This is a genomic window from Motiliproteus sediminis, from assembly GCF_017912535.1.
Taxonomy (GTDB): domain Bacteria; phylum Pseudomonadota; class Gammaproteobacteria; order Pseudomonadales; family Balneatricaceae; genus Motiliproteus; species Motiliproteus sediminis.
On record NZ_JAERQK010000004.1, the window covers coordinates 18350 to 34554 of the forward strand.

Below are 16205 nucleotides of genomic sequence, written 5' to 3' on the forward strand. Positions count from 1 at the left end.
AGGTCTTGAAAAGGGCAGCTCCGGCTGCCCTTTTTTGTGCCCGGGTGGTATAAACCGCGGATGACCAAAACCACGCCCATTACCCCGGAGATCGATGCCTATCTGCAGATGCTGTGGTTCGAGAAAGGCCTCAGCGACAATACCCAGGCGGCCTATCGTCGTGATCTCGCCTCCTTTGATCGCTGGCTGCAGCAGCAGGCCGACTATACCCTGGTTGCGGCCACTCGATCAGATCTGCTGGCCTACCTGACCTGGCGCATGCGTCAGCGCTACAGCGCCACCTCGACCGCGCGTGCGCTGTCCTGTCTGCGCGGCTTCTATCGCTACCTGATGCGTGAGCAGCGGATTGAGCAAGATCCAACGCTGCAGGTGGATAACCCCAAACTAGGGCGACCGCTCCCCAAAAGCCTGAGTGAAGCGGAGGTCGAGCAGTTGCTGGCGGCACCGGATCCTCAGGACCCCGTTGGCTTTCGTGACCGGGTGATGCTGGAGTTGCTCTATGCCTGCGGGCTGCGGGTCAGCGAGCTGGTGACGCTGGAGTTGTCGCACCTTAATCTGCGTCAGGGAGTCGTGCGTATCACCGGCAAGGGCGGCAAGGAGCGGCTGGTGCCGTTGGGCGAGGAGGCGCACCATTGGCTGATGCGTTATCTGCGTCGCGGGCGAGTGTTGCTCCTTGGCGATGGGGGAGGGGAGGTATTGTTTCCGAGCCGCCGCGGCACCATGATGACCCGGCAGACCTTTTGGTATCGGATCAAGCACTACGCGCGTGAAGCTGGTATCGACAAGCCGCTGTCTCCTCACACGCTGCGCCACGCCTTTGCCACCCACCTGCTGAACCACGGCGCAGATCTGCGGGTAGTTCAGCTGCTGCTCGGCCACAGCGATCTCAGCACCACCCAGATCTATACCCATATCGCCCAGCAGCGGCTACAATCGATGCACCAGACACACCACCCGCGCGGTTGATGAACTCTCGCGCGCCGGTGGGCTCTAACCTCCACCAGTTACTCAATTTTCAACGAGGCGTTCATGCAATTTAAATCCCTGATGATGGCCACCACCCTGGCCGTGGCCTGCAGCCAGGCATTCGCTGCCGGCAACGAAGAACAGATCCGTAGCCGTCTTGAGGCGATCAATCCGCAGATTCAGGTGATGAGCGTCAAAGACTCCCCGATTGAGGGGGTGATGGAGGTCGCGCTGAGCAGTGGCGAAACGCTGTTTACCTCCAAGGATGGCGAGTACTTTCTGCTGGGTCAGCTCTACCAGGCCAAAGGCAACGGTTTTGTAAATCTCAGCGAGCAGCGCAAGAAAGGCTTTCGTGCCGAATCGCTCAAAGCACTGAACCCGGAGGACATGGTGATCTTTTCTCCTGCGGGTGAAGTCAAAGCCACGGTGTACGCCTTTACCGATGTTGATTGCGGCTACTGCCGCAAGCTGCACAGTGAGATGGCGGACTACAACAAGGCCGGTATCGAGATCCGTTATCTGGCGTTTCCGCGGGCAGGCGTAGGTTCCGGTGCGTACAACAAGATGGTGTCGGTCTGGTGTGCGGATGACCGCCAGCAGGCGATGACGCAGACCAAGGCCGGTCAGGCGATCGCGGCCAAAGAGTGCGTCAATCCGGTGGCTGCCCAGTATCAACTGGGCCAAGAGTTCGGTGTTAATGGCACGCCGGCGCTGGTTTTTGAAGACGGGTCGCTGATGCCGGGCTACGTGCCGGCCGATCGTCTGGCGGCCTTTATCGAGATGAACTAAACCCGCTATGCGAGTGCGGCCACAGCCAGGCCGCACCGCGTACCCCGCTGCTATCTCCATGGCGTGCCGGTAGCAGGCGGGTATCGACCCGGTCTGAAAAGACGTAGCGCTGCCAGCGTGCGGGGACTTCAGTGTATAGGGGGCGCATGTTTGACAGGCCGCCGCCCAACACGATCACCGCCGGGTCCAGCACGTTGATTACCCCCGCCAACCCCTTGGCCAGCCACTCGTAATAGCGCTCCAGTAGTCGCCGTGCGAGGGGCTCACTCTGTTCCGCCCGTTGTACCAACTCCTCTACTCGCGTCAACGGTTGCCCGCCCGCCTGCTCATAATGGTGGCAGAGTCCGGGACCGCTGAGGTAGGTTTCGATGCAGCCGCGGAGACCGCAGTAGCAGGGCATGGCCAGATCATCGTCGCCGGCCCAGGGGAGCGGGTTGTGTCCCCATTCTCCGGCGATGCGGTTGGCACCGCTGAGCAGCTCTCCATTGATGACCAAGCCTCCACCAACGCCGGTTCCCACTATTACCCCGAACACAGTGGGCGCACCGGCAGCGGCACCGTCGCTTGCTTCTGACAAGGCGAAACAGTCGGCGTCGTTGGCGATTCGCACCGGGCGGCTGAGGCGCTTCTGCAGATCCTGGTCGAGTGCCTGGCCAATCAGGCAGGTGGAGTTGGCGTTTTTGATCCGCCCGGTCAGCGCCGAGATGGCACCGGGAATACCGATACCGATGGACGCTGAGCAATCCAGCTCCGTTTCGATTTGGTTGATCAGTCGGGTAATGGCATCGAGGGTGCCGAGGTAATCCCCCTGCGGGGTGGCTACGCGGCGACGCAGACGTTCGCTGTTATCCGCTGCGAGAGCGACCGCTTCGATTTTGCTGCCGCCAAGATCGATCCCGATGCGCATGCCATAACCCTGACTGTTATCTATGAGGCTAATTAAAGCGCAAAAGCCAGTACCGCGGGAATAATCACCAGGCTGGCCATGTTGCCGATTAAAACAATCGACGCCACCTGCTGGGGCTCCTGATGGTAGCGTTCGGCCACCATGTAGTTGAGTACAGCGGGTGGCAGCGCACTGAAGACCAGAAGAATCGAAAACTGTTCGTCCGACAGGTTAAGCCAGGGTTTGCAGGCCAGTGCACAAACAATGCCGGACAACGGACAGAGGATGGCGCCGAGCACGCCTTGACGCCAGCGGCCCAGCCCCACTTGGGCGATACGGATGCCGAGAGTGAACAACATCAGCGGAATCGATATCTGCCCCAGCAGGTCGATCGGCAGTGCCACCGCTTTCGGCAGGGTGATGCCCGAAAGGCTCCAGCCGACACCGGCGAAGGTGGCGACGATCATCGGCATCTTCAGCAGTTGCAGCGGGTGGCTGCGGCGATCAATCATCGATATACCGAGGCTCATGTGCAGGGTGTTTTCGATGATGAACAGGATAACTGCGGCAGGCAGAGCCTGCTCGCCGAATGCGAGTACAATCAGTGGCAAGCCGAGGTTGCCCGAGTTGCTGAACATCATCGGCGGCAGAAAGGTCTGGGTGTTGAGTTTCAGCGCCCGAATGATGGGATAGCAGACCAGCCCCGATCCCAGCACCACGATCAGTGCGCCCACGGCCAATTCCTGATACTGGCTGAGGGGGAAGGCCTGGGTGGCAAGGGAGTGAAAAATCAGCGCCGGGACAAACAGGTCCATATTGGCGCGATTGGCGAATTCGATATCCGCTTCCCGCCGGCGGCCATAGAGGTAGCCGGTGAGTACGATGACGAACAGGGGAAAGACGGTTAAGAATATCCGTTCAACCAGCTCGAACGAGGTCGCCGCCATCCCCTGTATTTAGCGCGTCAGGCTTACTTGACGTGCGTTGGCACGACCAGAACAGGGCGGCCGGAGTACTTGATTACATGGCGGGTGGTGGCGCTGGAGCGGCCCAGTGAGTTGTGCGAGCCCATCACGATCATGTCGGCACTCAGTGCTTCGGCGGTATCGCAGATGGCATCGGTGTAGTTGCCTTCGACGACCATCGGTTCAATGTCCACTTTCACGCTTTCGTCGATGCCGTTGAGCTCTTCCTGACAGGCGGTGGCAACGCGTTCCTGCATGGTTTTCTTGATGTTGTCGATGCCTTCGTCGTGCATCTTCTTGATCATATCCTGGGGCAGATAATTTTGAATCAGCGCATGGCCCATCTCACCAATCGGTTCAACCACATGCAGCATCACGATCTTGGCGTTGTAAAGGCTGGCAAGCTTCACTGCCTGACGGAATACCGGACGGGTGTGCTTGTCCAGCGTGGTGGTGTAGAGAATGGTTTTAACTACGGGCAGTGACATGTTGTGCTCCTTGGTCCTTAAGTCGGTGTCCTGTGACGCGGTTCGACCCCAGCGCTAGGCTGGTACCGCGCTGGTAGCGGCTTTGCTGCGGGTGCAGCGCTCTACCAGATAGACGATCGATTTATACTCTATACGACTATGGTATGACAAACCTATTTCGCAGGTGCGGCTAGTTGAGAACCCCTCTTTGCAATTGGCCGGCAGGGCATCATGAAGACCGCGGAGCGCTGAGGCGTTCAGTTCCGGGGTGGAAAAGCCCTTGTCACCGGCAAAGCCGCAGCAGGTGATCTGCTCCGGCACAATAACCTCTTTGGCGCAGCGCTTGGCCAGGGCGACCAGGGGTTCGGCCAGCCCCATGCGGGTCGAGCTGCAGGTGACGTGCACAGCGACGGGATCCTCCTGCGGGGTGAATTCGAGCTTGTCGAGCATGTGCTCGTTGATGAACGCGACTGGCTCGTAGATCTTCAGCTCGGCGTCGATGGACTCCTTGATACGTAGGGTGCAGGGACTGGTGTCGGAGTAGATCGGGTATTCGCCGTTATTGGACGCCGCCAGCAGCGCTTTCTCGGTTTCATCTGCCTTGTAGTCCGCGGCATCGAACATCCCCTTGCTCTGGAACGGCATGCCGCAGCAAAGCTGGTCCAGCCCTTCAGGGTAGATCACTTCGAAGCCAGCCTTGCGCAGCAGTGCTTCAGTCACTTGGCTCAGTGCGCGTCCGTCGTTGCTGTCGCGTTGCGGACCCATGGTGCGGCTGGCACAGCTGGGCCAGTACACCACCTTGGGCTTGGTGCTGTCGCTGACGGGCGATGGCTTGATTCTGGGGGCTGCCGTCGGCATGGTTGGCAACCATTGCTGAACGGCACCGCCGGAGAGCTTGCGTGCGGCACCGGTTAGTTTGGTCATCGCTGTGGTTCCCAGGACCTTATGCGCCAGATTGGCAGCTGTGAACGCGGTGCGACTGGCGGCTGCGATGCCGGCGAAGTGCTCGGCGGCCCACTGCGCCTTGCCAGTGTGCCGGGCGTTTTCCTCGCTGCGAATCGCACGGGTCAGATCGCCGGTGTTGATAGCCACCGGGCAGGCCGTTGAACAGAGGCCGCAGGCAGCGCAGGTCTCCGTGCCCTGATAGCGATAATCCTTGCGCAGCCTTTCCAGTCTCGCCGGGTTTTCGCCACTGGCTTCCAGGCGGGCAATTTCGCGGCGGATGACGATGCGCTGACGGGGGGTGAGTGTCATCGCCCGCGACGGACAAACCGGTTCGCAGAATCCGCATTCGATGCACTTGTCGATCAGCTCATGGGCGGCCGGTAGCGGCTTGAGGTTCTTCAGGTGGATCTGATCGTCACGGTTCAGCAGCACGCCGGGATTGATCAGGTTGTCCGGATCGAACAGTTCCTTGATCTCCCACATCAGCTGATAGGCTTCCGGTCCCCACTCCTGCTCTACATAGGGGGCCATGTTGCGGCCAGTGCCGTGCTCGGCCTTGAGCGAGCCGTCGTACTTGCCTACTACCAGATCGGCTACGGCATCCATCAACTGCTCGTAGCGGTCCACCTCGTCCTGGGTATCAAAGGACTGGGTAAAGACAAAGTGCAGATTGCCTTCCAGCGCATGGCCAAAAATCAGCGCTTCGTTGTAGTTGAGGCGGTGGAATATCTGGTGCAGGTCATGCACCGCTTCGGCCAGTTGCTCTACCGGGAAGGCGACATCTTCAATGATCACGGTCGTGCCAGTCTTGCGCACCGCGCCGACGGCCGGAAACAGTCCTTTACGGATAGCCCAGAACTGGTTGTACTCGGCTGGATCAGAGGTGAAGTGTACCGGCTGAGCCGTTTCAAACTCCCCTAATGCGGAACTGATGGCCGCCACTTTATTGGCCAGTTCCTGTTTGGAAGCGCCGCGAGTCTCCACCAGCAGCGCTGCCGCGTCTTCGCCCAGCTCTTTGATAAAGGGTGGCATGCCCGGTTTGTTCTCGACCGAGTGCAGGCCGGCACGGTCCATCAGCTCAACCGCCGATACCGGGGTTTGTTTCAGTCGCGCCACCGCCCGGCAGGTGATCTCAACCGAGGGGAAGAAAATAAGCGCAGAGGCTTTGTTGGGGTGTTCCGCGACGGTGCGGTAGGTGATTTCACTGATAAAACCGAGCGTACCTTCGGAACCGATCATCAGGTGCTGCAGGATCTCGAACGGGTCCTGGTGGTCCACCAGTGAATTAAGCGCATAGCCGGTGGTGTTCTTCAGCCGGTACTTGTGTCTAATGCGGTTGGCCAGCGTCTCATTCGCGCGAGTCTGTTGTCCCAGCGCTTCCAGCGCGTCGAGCAGCCCCTGATGGCTCTGACGGAAGCTGTCACGGCTGAGTTCGTTGCCGGTGTCCAGTTGGGTGCCATCGGCCAGTACCAGCTTCATGCTTTGGACCGTGTTGTAACTGTTTTGCGCGGTACCACAGCACATGCCGCTGGCATTATTGGCGGCGATGCCACCGATCATCGCGGCGTTAATAGAGGCCGGATCAGGGCCAATCTTTTTGTGGAACGGGGCCAGGTAACGATTGGCATGGGCGCCAATTACGCCGGGTTGTAACGAGATGGTTGCGGCTTCTTCGCCGATGCGATGCCCTTTCCAGCCGTCGCCAAGCTGGATCAACACCGAGTCGGTAATCGCCTGGCCCGAGAGGCTGGTGCCGGCGGCACGGAAGGTTACCGGAATACGATCCTCGCGAGCGATAGATATGATACGCGCGACCTCGTCGGCGGACTCGACCCGGACCACAATTTGGGGGATGAGGCGATAAAAGCTGGCGTCGGTACCGTAAGCCAGCGTGCGCAGCGGATCCCTGATCAGGCGTTGCTCGGGAATGAATTCGGCCAAACGACGGTAAAAGGCGTGGTAGTCGGCGCTCATAACTAACTCTCAGGTTCGGGTTAGCGGCGGCCACCCAAATGGTGGCCGCAATCAGAAGGTTGGCAGAGGGCGACGTTTGCCGCCCGGAGGTTTAGCTGTAAGCCGCGGCCGGCAACCAAACCACGATCTGCGGCCACAGGATCAGGATGGCAAGAGCCAGTAGCTGCAGGATGATGAACGGAATGACACCTTTGTAGATGTCGGCCAGCTTCACATCCGGCGGGCACACGCCCTTGAGGTAGAACAGGGCAAAGCCGACCGGTGGCGTCAGGAACGAGGTCTGTAGCGCCATGGCCACCAACATCACGAACCACACCAATTCGGGGTTGTCGACGACACCATAGCCATCAATCTCAAATCCAAGTGCGCTCACCACCGGTGCGATCAGCGGCAGGATGATCAGGGTGATTTCGATCCAGTCGAGGAAGAACCCCAGCAGGAAGATGATCGCCAGAATGAAGATTACGATACCGTAGGGGCCGAAGGGCAGGCCGTGCAGGAACGACTCGATCAGCTCATCACCGCCCAGCTCCCGCAGCACCAGTGCAAAACAGGTAGCGCCAATGAAGATGGCAAAGATGTACGCGGTGGTGTTGTAGGTACCCTGCATCACCTCTTTCAGTACACCGAAGTTAAACTTGCGGTTGTACATGGCCAGCAAGGTGGCACCCAGCGCACCGACACCTGAGGCCTCGGTGGGGGTGGCGATACCACCAAAGATGGAACCCAGTACGGCAAAAATGAGCAGCAAGGTCGGCAGAACGGCTTTGAGAACCTTGATAAAGGCTTCCATATTGATGCGCTTGGCATCGTCGGGAATCGGAGCCGAAGCCGGACTGAAAAAGCCCACCGCCAGTATGTAGATAATGTACATTGCACCCAGCATCAGGCCGGGGAATACCGCACCCATGAACAGATCGCCCACGGACAGACCCAGTTGGTCGGCCATGATGACCAGCATGATGCTGGGTGGGATCAGGATGCCGAGGGTGCCGGCGCTGGCGATGGTGCCGAGAGCCAGGGGCTTGGAATAGCCCTGTTGCAGCATGGACGGCAGTGACATCACCGCCAGCAGTACTACGGAGGCGCCAATGATGCCGGTAGAGGCGGCCAGGATAATGCCGATGGCGGTGACGGTAATTGCCAATCCACCGCGAACACGTCCAAACAGCTCCTGCATGGACTGCATCAGTCTTTCAGCAACCCCGGATTTGTCCAGCATAATGCCCATGAATATGAACATGGGTAGGGCAACCAGTATCCAGTTGTCCATGATTTTGTACAGGCGGTTGACCACCAGCCCCAGGGTGGTGAAATCCAGCCCGGTCATGGTGTCCATGTAGGCATCGGCGAAGTAACCAATGAACGCGAAAATGACACCGATACCGCCGAGAACGTAGGCAACGGGAATGCCGGTGAATAGCAGCGCGATAAACGAGACGAACATCGCGATGACAAGAATTTCATTAATTTCCATCAGTGCTCTCCTCGCAGCAGCAGGGTCAGATCACGGATCAGGCGAGAGAGAACCGCCAGACCCAGCATGAAGAAGCTAGCCGGGATTACCGACTTGATCGCCCAGCGCCAGGGCAGTCCTGATGGGGATTCGGAGGATTCGTTAATGCGCCAGGCTTCGTAAACGAAGTCAAGGCTGTGCACAAAAATCACGTAGATGAACGGGAAGACCAACGTCAGAATGCCGACGATCTCAATGATCTGCTTGGTCTTGGCGCGCAGACCGCCATAGAACAGATCTACGCGAACGTGAGCATTGTTGACCTGGGCATAGGACATGCCGAACATGACGCCAATGGCATACAGGTGCCATTGCAGCTCTTCAAGCACGATTAAGCCGCTGGAAAAGCCTTTACGCAGGACGACCTGGGCAATAATTACGAGCACAAGCGCGACGTAAGTCCAGGCAATAACGTTGCCTACGCTCTTGATAAAACGGTCGATCCAGTCCGAGATCGGCACCGGACGAGAAGCTACTTGGTCAGTCACGGCAAGAACCTATACGGAGTGTGTGGTTGACTAAAGCGAGCCAACCACCGGCTCGGCTATATTCGAGCGGTGGCTGGCAGGGTGGTGCTAGCTTACAGGTTGGGCTTGGGACGCGGCAGGAAGGCGTTGGCTTCCCACAGATCGTAGCCTTCGCGGAATGCTTTCAGATCTTCGTAAGCCTTCTTGAAGAACGCATCTTCTGCAGACTTCTCGGTTACGACTTCATTCCATTTCTCTTCAAAGGCCGCCAGCATGGTGTCGTTCCAGTAACGGATTTCAACACCCAGTTCTTCGGCGTTCTTCTTCATAACAGAGAACTGCATGGACTCGCCTTCAGCGATGGCATTAGTCATGGACGCCTTACAGGTGTTCTCCAGAATCGCCTGATTGGACTTGCTCATGTCGTTCCAGGTGTCCTTGTTGACCAGCAACTCAAACACGGTGGACTGCTGATGCCAGCCCGGGAAGTAGTTGTACTTGACGATCTTGTGGAAGCCCAGGCGCTGATCGATGGCAGGCTGGGAGAACTCGGAGGCATCGATAGCGCCTTTCTCCAGTGCGCCGAAGATTTCACCGCCGGGCAGCTGAGAGGTGCTCACACCCATTTTCTCCATTACGCTGGCACCCAGACCAAAGAAGCGCATGTTCAGGCCTTTCAGGTCTTCAGGCTTCTCGATAGGCTTGGCGAACCAGCCGGATGTTTCCGGAGAGATGATGGCGCACGGCAGTACTTTGACGTTATAGCCGCTGGTATCGTACATCTCCTGGTACAGTTTCAGACCGTTACCGTAGTACATCCAAGCCAGGTATTCGCCGGCTTCGGGGCCAAAGGGAACAGCGGAGAACAGCGCCGCTGCCGGCATTTTGCCCTGCCAGTAACCGGCAGTGGCGTAACCGGAGTTAACCTTGCCGCTGGATACCGCACCCAGGATCTCTGGCGGTGCAACCAGTTTGCCCGGCTCGTAAATCTTCATCTTCAAGTTGCCATCACTCATGATCGGCAATTGCTCGGAAACCCACACAATGGGGGTGCCCAGTGCCGGCAGGTGCGAGCCGAAGGCAATCGGAGTTTTCAGCAGGGTTTTTTCGGCAGCGACCGCGGGGGTAGCGGCGGTCAGGGCAGCGGCGGTAAAGGCCGCGGCAGTCAGTGCGGACTTCGCGATTTTCTTCATGGTTCATCCTCAGATTCGCGTTGTTTTTATATGGCGCGTTTTGGGGTCGCCCCGTGCAGTAAAGCAGACTACAGTTAACTTGCATTGCTGCTTCGAGGCCTTTTATTTTCTGGCCAATCTTGATAATTGGTAATACCAATTTACCGATCGGAATAAATACCCTACTTGTTTCAGGTCTGCTCTGTCAAATAATCCTTCTTTTTGTGCCTAATACCAAAGTCTAATGATTCATTTAATGTGTTGATCATGATGGCTTTTATTGGTGGTTGTGCGGCCGTTTTCGAGGGGCGGGAATTGAGGGCGACCGGGTTGATTGGCATTTAGCGAGATCCGGTTTAGACTGGTCATACCATTTTCATCGGCGGTTTATCCGGTAGTAATTCATGACGTATCGACGCGTAAAGCAGCCCAAGATTTCTGATGTGATCATGCAGGAGCTGGAGACCATGATCCTTGAGGGGAGTCTTAAGCCGGGTCAGCGGTTACCTTCTGAGCGCGATTTGGCCGTGCAGTTTGAGGTCTCGCGACCCTCTCTGCGCGAGGCGGTGCAAAAGCTGGTTGCCAAGGGATTGTTGGTCAGTCGCCAGGGTGGCGGAACCTTTGTGTCCGAGGAGATCGGCTCGGCCTTTGGTGATCCGTTGATGGAACTGTTCGCTTCTCATCCTGAGGCACAGTATGACCTGCTGGAGTTCCGCCATGCGCTCGAGGGGGTCATCGCCTACTACGCGGCCCTGCGCAGTACCGAGGCTGATCGTCAGGCGATTTTGCGCACCTATGAAGAGCTTGAGGGCTATCACAAGACAAAAGAGTTCGAGAAAGAGGTGCAGGCTGATCTGGACTTTCATCTGCGCATCGCTGAAGCAACCCACAATATGGTGCTGTTGCATGCGATGCGTGCACTGCTCGCGTTGATTAAGAAAAACATCATGACCAACCTTGAGCACATCTATCCGCGGCGCGGTCATCGCGCCAAGATTCACGGTCAACATAAGGTGTTGATGGACGCAATCTTTGCCGGCAAGCCGGACGACGCCCGCAATGCTGCGCATGAGCATCTGGCGTACGTGGAAGAGGCGCTGTTGACCTATAGCAAAGAGGAAACTCGGCTGGAGCGCTCGCTACGTCGTGCCAATATGGGCAGCTAATATCCCGATTTAACGTGTGTTTTTGGTAAGTAATCTCCTGTAGTTTTACTACCTTTTTGTCTGTTTGTGCGCGAATTTTAGCCAGAATATAGACATTGGTAGCGGCTCTTTTGTAGTATGCCTACAATTTTTAATCGGGTGAGAAATGCTGCGTCGCAGCAGGAATGTTGCGGGGTCCTTACATATCCTCAGTGGACGCGGACCTAGTGGCCAATAAAAAAGTGGAGAATGTCATCGTGCAACAAGAAAGAATCGACGATATCGATCCGATCGAAACACAGGAGTGGTTGGACGCTCTCGAATCGGTTGCGAAGAACGAAGGCTCAGAGCGGGCCAAGTACCTGCTGGCAAAGCTGGGCGAGCGCGCGCGCGATCTGGGGGCTGATTATGTCGGTTCTCTGAATACGCCGTACTGCAATACCATCGCACCGAAAGATGAAGCGACCCTGCCGGGCGATCTGTTCATGGAGCGGCGTATTCGTTCCCTGATTCGCTGGAATGCGATGGCGATGGTTATGCGCGCCAACGACAATAATGAAGGTCTGGGCGGCCACATCTCCAGTTTCTCTTCGTCGGCGACTCTTTACGACGTTGGCTTTAATAACTTTTTCCGCGGTCCTGAAGGCGACAATGAAGGTGACCTGGTGTTCTTCCAGGGACACATCGCACCCGGCATATACGCCCGCGCCTATCTCGAAGGCCGTTTGACCGAAGAGCAGATGGATAACTACCGCCGTGAAGTGGACGGCAACGGTCTCTCTTCATATCCCCACCCCTGGCTCATGCCCGACTTCTGGCAGTTTCCTACGGTTTCCATGGGGCTGGGTCCGATTCAGGCGATCTATCAGGCTCACGTGATGCGTTACCTGTCTGCCCGCGGCCTGATCAATCGTGGTGATCGTAAGGTATGGGCGTTCCTGGGCGACGGTGAAACCGACGAGCCGGAATCTCTGGGTGCCATCGCCCTTGCCGGGCGTGAAAAGCTCGAGAACCTGATTTTTGTGGTCAACTGTAACCTGCAACGGCTGGATGGTCCGGTGCGTGGTAACGGCAAGATCGTGCAGGAGCTTGAAGGTGTTTTCCGTGGTGCGGGCTGGAACGTAATCAAGGTGCTCTGGGGGCGTCACTGGGACCCGCTGTTCGAACGTGACACCAACGGCTTGCTGCAAAAGCGCATGGATGAAGTGTGCGATGGCGAGTTGCAAAACTGTAAAGCCAACGGTGGTGCCTACACTCGCGAGCATTTCTTTGGCAAGTACCCTGAGTTGGCCGAAATGGTTAAGGATATGTCCGATGAAGACATCATGAACCTTAACCGCGGTGGCCACGATCCCTACAAGGTTTACGCAGCCTACAACGAAGCGGTTAACCACAAGGGACAGCCGACCGTCATTCTGGCCCAGACCGTTAAGGGTTACGGCACGGGTAAGTCGGGCGAAGCCAAAAACGACACCCACTCCATGAAGAAGGTGGCGATGGATGACCTGATCGACTTCCGCGATCGCTTCAACATCCCGCTGGAGGAGGATCAGCTCAAGTCTGTTCCCTATTACCGCCCATCGCCGGATAGCCCGGAACTGAAATACATGATGGAGCGTCGGGCTAAGCTCGGGGGCGTCTACCCGCAGCGCCGCAACGACTTTGAAGCGTTGCAGGTTCCGCCGCTTAGCGATCTCGACAGTCAGCTCAAAGACAGCGGCAAGCGCGAACTTTCCACCACTATGTCATTTGTGCGGATTCTGTCGACCCTGGCCAAAGACAAGAACATCGGTGAGCGGATAGTGCCGATCGTACCTGACGAGGCACGAACCTTCGGTATGGAGGGGATGTTCCGCCAGTTGGGTATCTATACCTCGGAAGACCAGCTCTACACCCCGCACGATCGTGACCAGATCATGTGGTACAAGGAGTCCAAGAGCGGCCAGATTCTCGAAGAGGGGATCAACGAATCCGGTTCCATGTCAGCCTGGATCGCGGCGGCGACGGCTTACAGTAACCACAATTGCCCGATGATCCCGTTCTATATCTCCTACTCCATGTTTGGTATGCAGCGCACCATGGATCTGGTGTGGGCCGCGGGTGATATTCAGGCACGTGGCTTCCTGATCGGGGCTACCGCAGGGCGGACCACTCTCAATGGTGAAGGCCTGCAGCATGAGGATGGCCACAGCCACCTGATGGCGGCGATGGTGCCGAACTGCGTATCCTACGATCCGACCTACGGCTACGAGCTGGCGGTGATCATTCAGGACGGTCTCAAGCGCATGTTCCAGGATAAGGAGAACAAGTTCTACTACCTGACCGTGATGAACGAAAACTACCCGCAACCGGCCATGCCGCAGGGCGCGGAAGAGGGCATCATCAAGGGTCTGTACCTGCTTGAAGAGGGTAAGGCAAGCGCCAAGAAGAAGGTCCAGTTGATGGGTAGCGGCACCATTCTGCGCGAAGTACGCGCTGCGGCCGAGATCCTGCGTGACGAGTACGGGGTTGAGTCCGACGTCTGGAGTGCGACCAGCTTTAACGAGCTGCGCCGTGAAGCGCTGGACTGCTCGCGCTGGAATATGCTGCATCCGGAAGAGGAAGCCCGGGTCTCTTACGTTGAGAGCTGTCTGGCTGGCCGCAAGGGGCCGGTTATTGCGTCAACCGACTACATCAAATCCTATGCCGACCAGATTCGCGAATTCGTTCCGGGCACTTTCCGTGTTCTGGGTACCGATGGCTACGGTCGCTCTGACACCCGTGCCAAGCTGCGCGAGTTCTTCGAAGTGAACCGCTACTACGTCGTGGTTGCTGCGCTCAAGGCGCTGGCCGATGAGGGCAGCATCAAGCCCGCAGAGGTCACCAAAGCGATCAAGAAGTTCAACATCAATCCGGACAAGCCGAACCCGCTGACCGTTTAACAGCGCAGAGTAACGGATAGACACGAACGGATAGCGACGAGAGGACAACAAAGTGACAGCTAAAACAATTACCGTACCGGATATCGGTGGCCACAACGATGTTGATGTCATTGAGGTATGCGTCAAAGTAGGTGACCAGGTCAACGAAGGCGATTCGCTGATCGTGCTGGAAACCGACAAAGCCTCGATGGAAGTGCCGGCGGATTTCAGCGGCGTGATCACCAAACTGCTGGTGAATGAAGGCGATACCGTCAACGAAGGCGACGTCATTGCCGAGATGGCTGCTGAAGGCGCTGCGGATGCGCCTGCAGCGGCCCCCGCGCCTGCGGCAGAACCCGCTCCAGTCCCTGCGCCTGTGGCGGCCGCCCCGGCTGCGGGTGGCAGCGAATCGGTTGTGGTGCCGGATATTGGCGGCCATGAAGGCGTAGATGTGATTGAAGTGTGCGTCAAAGTGGGTGACGAGGTCGCCGAAGGGGATTCTCTGATCGTGCTTGAAACCGACAAGGCCTCAATGGAAGTGCCGGCGCCCAAGGCGGGTGTGGTTAAGGCGCTGAGCATCAAAGAGGGTGACACGGTTTCTGAAGGCGATGTCATTCTTGAGCTTGGCGTGGCCGGCGGTGCGGCACCAGCTACTGCGGCTGCGCCGGCTGCGGCCCCCGAAACGGCACCTGCTGCAGCGCCGGCGCCCGTTATGGGTGGCGTTGAGCCGGTTACTGTGCCGGATATTGGTGGGCACGAAGGCGTCGATGTAATCGAAGTCTGCGTCAAGGTCGGCGACAGCATCAGCGAAGGTGACTCCCTGATCGTATTGGAAACTGACAAAGCCTCAATGGAAGTGCCTGCGCCCAAAAGTGGTGTGGTGAAAGCCATCAAGGTTAAAGAGGGTGGTACCGTTTCCGAGGGTGATCTTATCCTTGAGCTGGAGGTGGCCGGTGGCGCAGCGTCTGCACCGGCTCCCGCGGCGAGCGCACCTGCAGCCGCACCAGCTCCTGCAGCGGCGCCGGTTGCCTCTAAGCCGGCCGCGGCACCGGTCCAGAATCTGGAGGCCCTGGAGCAAGGCAACAAGAAAGTTCATGCAGGCCCGGCAGTACGCGCCACTGCGCGCGAGTTCGGCGTTGATCTGAACAAGGTTGCCGGCACCGGCCCGAAGGGACGTATCCTCAAAGAGGATGTACAGGCCTATGTCAAACAAGCGCTGGCGAATGTCGACAAAGCTCCGGCTGCTGCCGCTGGTGGTGGTTCAGGTGTGCCTGCGATTCCCGCGGTGGATTTCTCCCAGTTCGGCGAGATCGAACTCGAGAAGATGAGCAAGATCAAGAAGGTCACCGCCGAGAACATGACCCGCTGCTGGCTCAATGTGCCGCACGTGACCCAGTTCGACGATATCGATATCACCGAACTGGAGAAATTCCGTAAGGAGATCAAGGCTGAGGCGGAAAAGGCCGGTGCCAAGGTGACGCCGCTGCCGTTCATGATCAAGGCGGTGGCCGCGGCGCTGCGGGCGCACCCCAACTTTAATGTGTCGATGCACGCCGACGGCGAACATATCGTTCACAAGAAGTACGTGCACATCGGTATTGCCATGGATACCCCGGTCGGTCTGATGGTTCCGGTTATTCGCAACGCCGACCAAAAGTCTATCTACGAGCTGGCGAAAGAGGCGGCGGAACTGGGTGCGAAAGCCAAGAACCGCAAGCTGAAACCTGCAGATATGCAGGGCTCCTGTTTCACCATATCCAGCCTGGGTGGTATTGGTGGTACCGGCTTCACCCCGATCGTTCCGGCACCTGAAGTGGCCATACTGGGTGTGTCTCGGGCCGATGTGAAGCCGGTCTGGGATGGTAGCCAGTTTGTGCCGCGCACCATGTTGCCGGTGGCGCTTTCCTACGACCACCGCGCGATCAACGGCGCCGATGCGGGGCGCTTTATGCACACCTTTGGCGCCATGCTGAGCGATGTGCGCCGGCTGCTGCTCTGATCTGCTCGACTGAG

At 57.8% G+C, this 16205-nt stretch carries 12 protein-coding genes; 5 read left to right on the plus strand and 7 right to left on the minus strand.

Annotated elements, in window-relative coordinates:
* Positions 1-60: 60 nt before the first annotated feature.
* On the plus strand, positions 61-966 hold the full coding sequence (gene xerD, locus JJQ76_RS09090) for a site-specific tyrosine recombinase XerD (RefSeq protein WP_210396500.1): 906 nt from the start codon (positions 61-63) through the stop codon (positions 964-966).
* Positions 967-1029: 63 nt separating this feature from the next.
* Positions 1030-1755, plus strand: a complete 726-nt coding sequence (locus JJQ76_RS09095) for a DsbC family protein (protein ID WP_246480530.1) — start codon at positions 1030-1032, stop codon at positions 1753-1755.
* On the opposite strand, the gene JJQ76_RS09100 is transcribed toward JJQ76_RS09095, so the two are convergent.
* The 7 genes from JJQ76_RS09100 to JJQ76_RS09130 all read right to left on the minus strand — a co-directional run bounded on the left by JJQ76_RS09100 (position 1739) and on the right by JJQ76_RS09130 (position 10168).
* Positions 1739-2662, minus strand: coding sequence for an ROK family protein (locus JJQ76_RS09100; protein ID WP_210396501.1), 924 nt, complete (start codon positions 2660-2662; stop codon positions 1739-1741). The genes JJQ76_RS09095 and JJQ76_RS09100 overlap by 17 nt on opposite strands.
* Before the next feature lie 32 nt (positions 2663-2694).
* On the minus strand, positions 2695-3588 hold the full coding sequence (locus JJQ76_RS09105; protein WP_210396502.1) for an AEC family transporter: 894 nt from the start codon (positions 3586-3588) through the stop codon (positions 2695-2697).
* A 23-nt stretch (positions 3589-3611) separates the two neighbouring features.
* Complete coding sequence (locus tag JJQ76_RS09110; protein WP_210396503.1) at positions 3612-4094, minus strand: universal stress protein; 483 nt, start codon at positions 4092-4094, stop codon at positions 3612-3614.
* 54 nt (positions 4095-4148) lie between these two features.
* Positions 4149-6992 (minus strand): FAD-binding and (Fe-S)-binding domain-containing protein, encoded by a 2844-nt coding sequence (locus JJQ76_RS09115; protein WP_210396504.1) that lies wholly within the window; start codon positions 6990-6992, stop codon positions 4149-4151.
* Positions 6993-7083: 91 nt separating this feature from the next.
* A complete protein-coding gene (locus tag JJQ76_RS09120; protein ID WP_210396505.1) occupies positions 7084-8469 on the minus strand; it encodes a TRAP transporter large permease in 1386 nt (461 codons plus the stop codon).
* Entirely contained in the window at positions 8469-8996 is a 528-nt protein-coding gene (locus JJQ76_RS09125; RefSeq protein WP_210396506.1) for a TRAP transporter small permease subunit, read from the minus strand. Before JJQ76_RS09125 ends, JJQ76_RS09120 begins: the two co-directional genes overlap by 1 nt.
* 92 nt (positions 8997-9088) lie before the next feature.
* A complete protein-coding gene (locus tag JJQ76_RS09130; RefSeq protein WP_210396507.1) occupies positions 9089-10168 on the minus strand; it encodes a TRAP transporter substrate-binding protein in 1080 nt (359 codons plus the stop codon).
* Between the two features lie 383 nt (positions 10169-10551).
* Here JJQ76_RS09130 and pdhR point away from each other — a divergent pair, with 383 nt between their 5' ends.
* The 3 genes from pdhR (at position 10552) to aceF (ending at position 16191) form a co-directional block, all read left to right on the plus strand.
* Positions 10552-11313, plus strand: coding sequence for a pyruvate dehydrogenase complex transcriptional repressor PdhR (pdhR, locus tag JJQ76_RS09135; protein WP_210396508.1), 762 nt, complete (start codon positions 10552-10554; stop codon positions 11311-11313).
* A 233-nt stretch (positions 11314-11546) separates the two neighbouring features.
* Positions 11547-14213, plus strand: a complete 2667-nt coding sequence (aceE, locus tag JJQ76_RS09140; protein ID WP_343232521.1) for a pyruvate dehydrogenase (acetyl-transferring), homodimeric type — start codon at positions 11547-11549, stop codon at positions 14211-14213.
* Positions 14214-14265: 52 nt separating this feature from the next.
* Entirely contained in the window at positions 14266-16191 is a 1926-nt protein-coding gene (gene aceF / locus JJQ76_RS09145) for a dihydrolipoyllysine-residue acetyltransferase (RefSeq protein WP_210396510.1), read from the plus strand.
* Positions 16192-16205 lie beyond the last annotated feature (14 nt).

Excerpts from the sequence above, each read along its gene's own strand:
- JJQ76_RS09105 (WP_210396502.1), bottom strand. The coding sequence starts at position 3,588 with ATGGCGGCGACCTCGTTCGAGCTGGTTGAACGGATATTCTTAACCGTC.
- JJQ76_RS09115 (WP_210396504.1), bottom strand. The coding sequence starts at position 6,992 with ATGAGCGCCGACTACCACGCCTTTTACCGTCGTTTGGCCGAATTCATT.
- xerD (WP_210396500.1), top strand. The coding sequence starts at position 61 with ATGACCAAAACCACGCCCATTACCCCGGAGATCGATGCCTATCTGCAG.
- JJQ76_RS09120 (WP_210396505.1), bottom strand. The coding sequence starts at position 8,469 with ATGGAAATTAATGAAATTCTTGTCATCGCGATGTTCGTCTCGTTTATC.
- JJQ76_RS09095 (WP_246480530.1), top strand. The coding sequence starts at position 1,030 with ATGCAATTTAAATCCCTGATGATGGCCACCACCCTGGCCGTGGCCTGC.
- JJQ76_RS09110 (WP_210396503.1), bottom strand. The coding sequence starts at position 4,094 with ATGTCACTGCCCGTAGTTAAAACCATTCTCTACACCACCACGCTGGAC.
- JJQ76_RS09130 (WP_210396507.1), bottom strand. The coding sequence starts at position 10,168 with ATGAAGAAAATCGCGAAGTCCGCACTGACTGCCGCGGCCTTTACCGCC.
- pdhR (WP_210396508.1), top strand. The coding sequence starts at position 10,552 with ATGACGTATCGACGCGTAAAGCAGCCCAAGATTTCTGATGTGATCATG.
- JJQ76_RS09100 (WP_210396501.1), bottom strand. The coding sequence starts at position 2,662 with ATGCGCATCGGGATCGATCTTGGCGGCAGCAAAATCGAAGCGGTCGCT.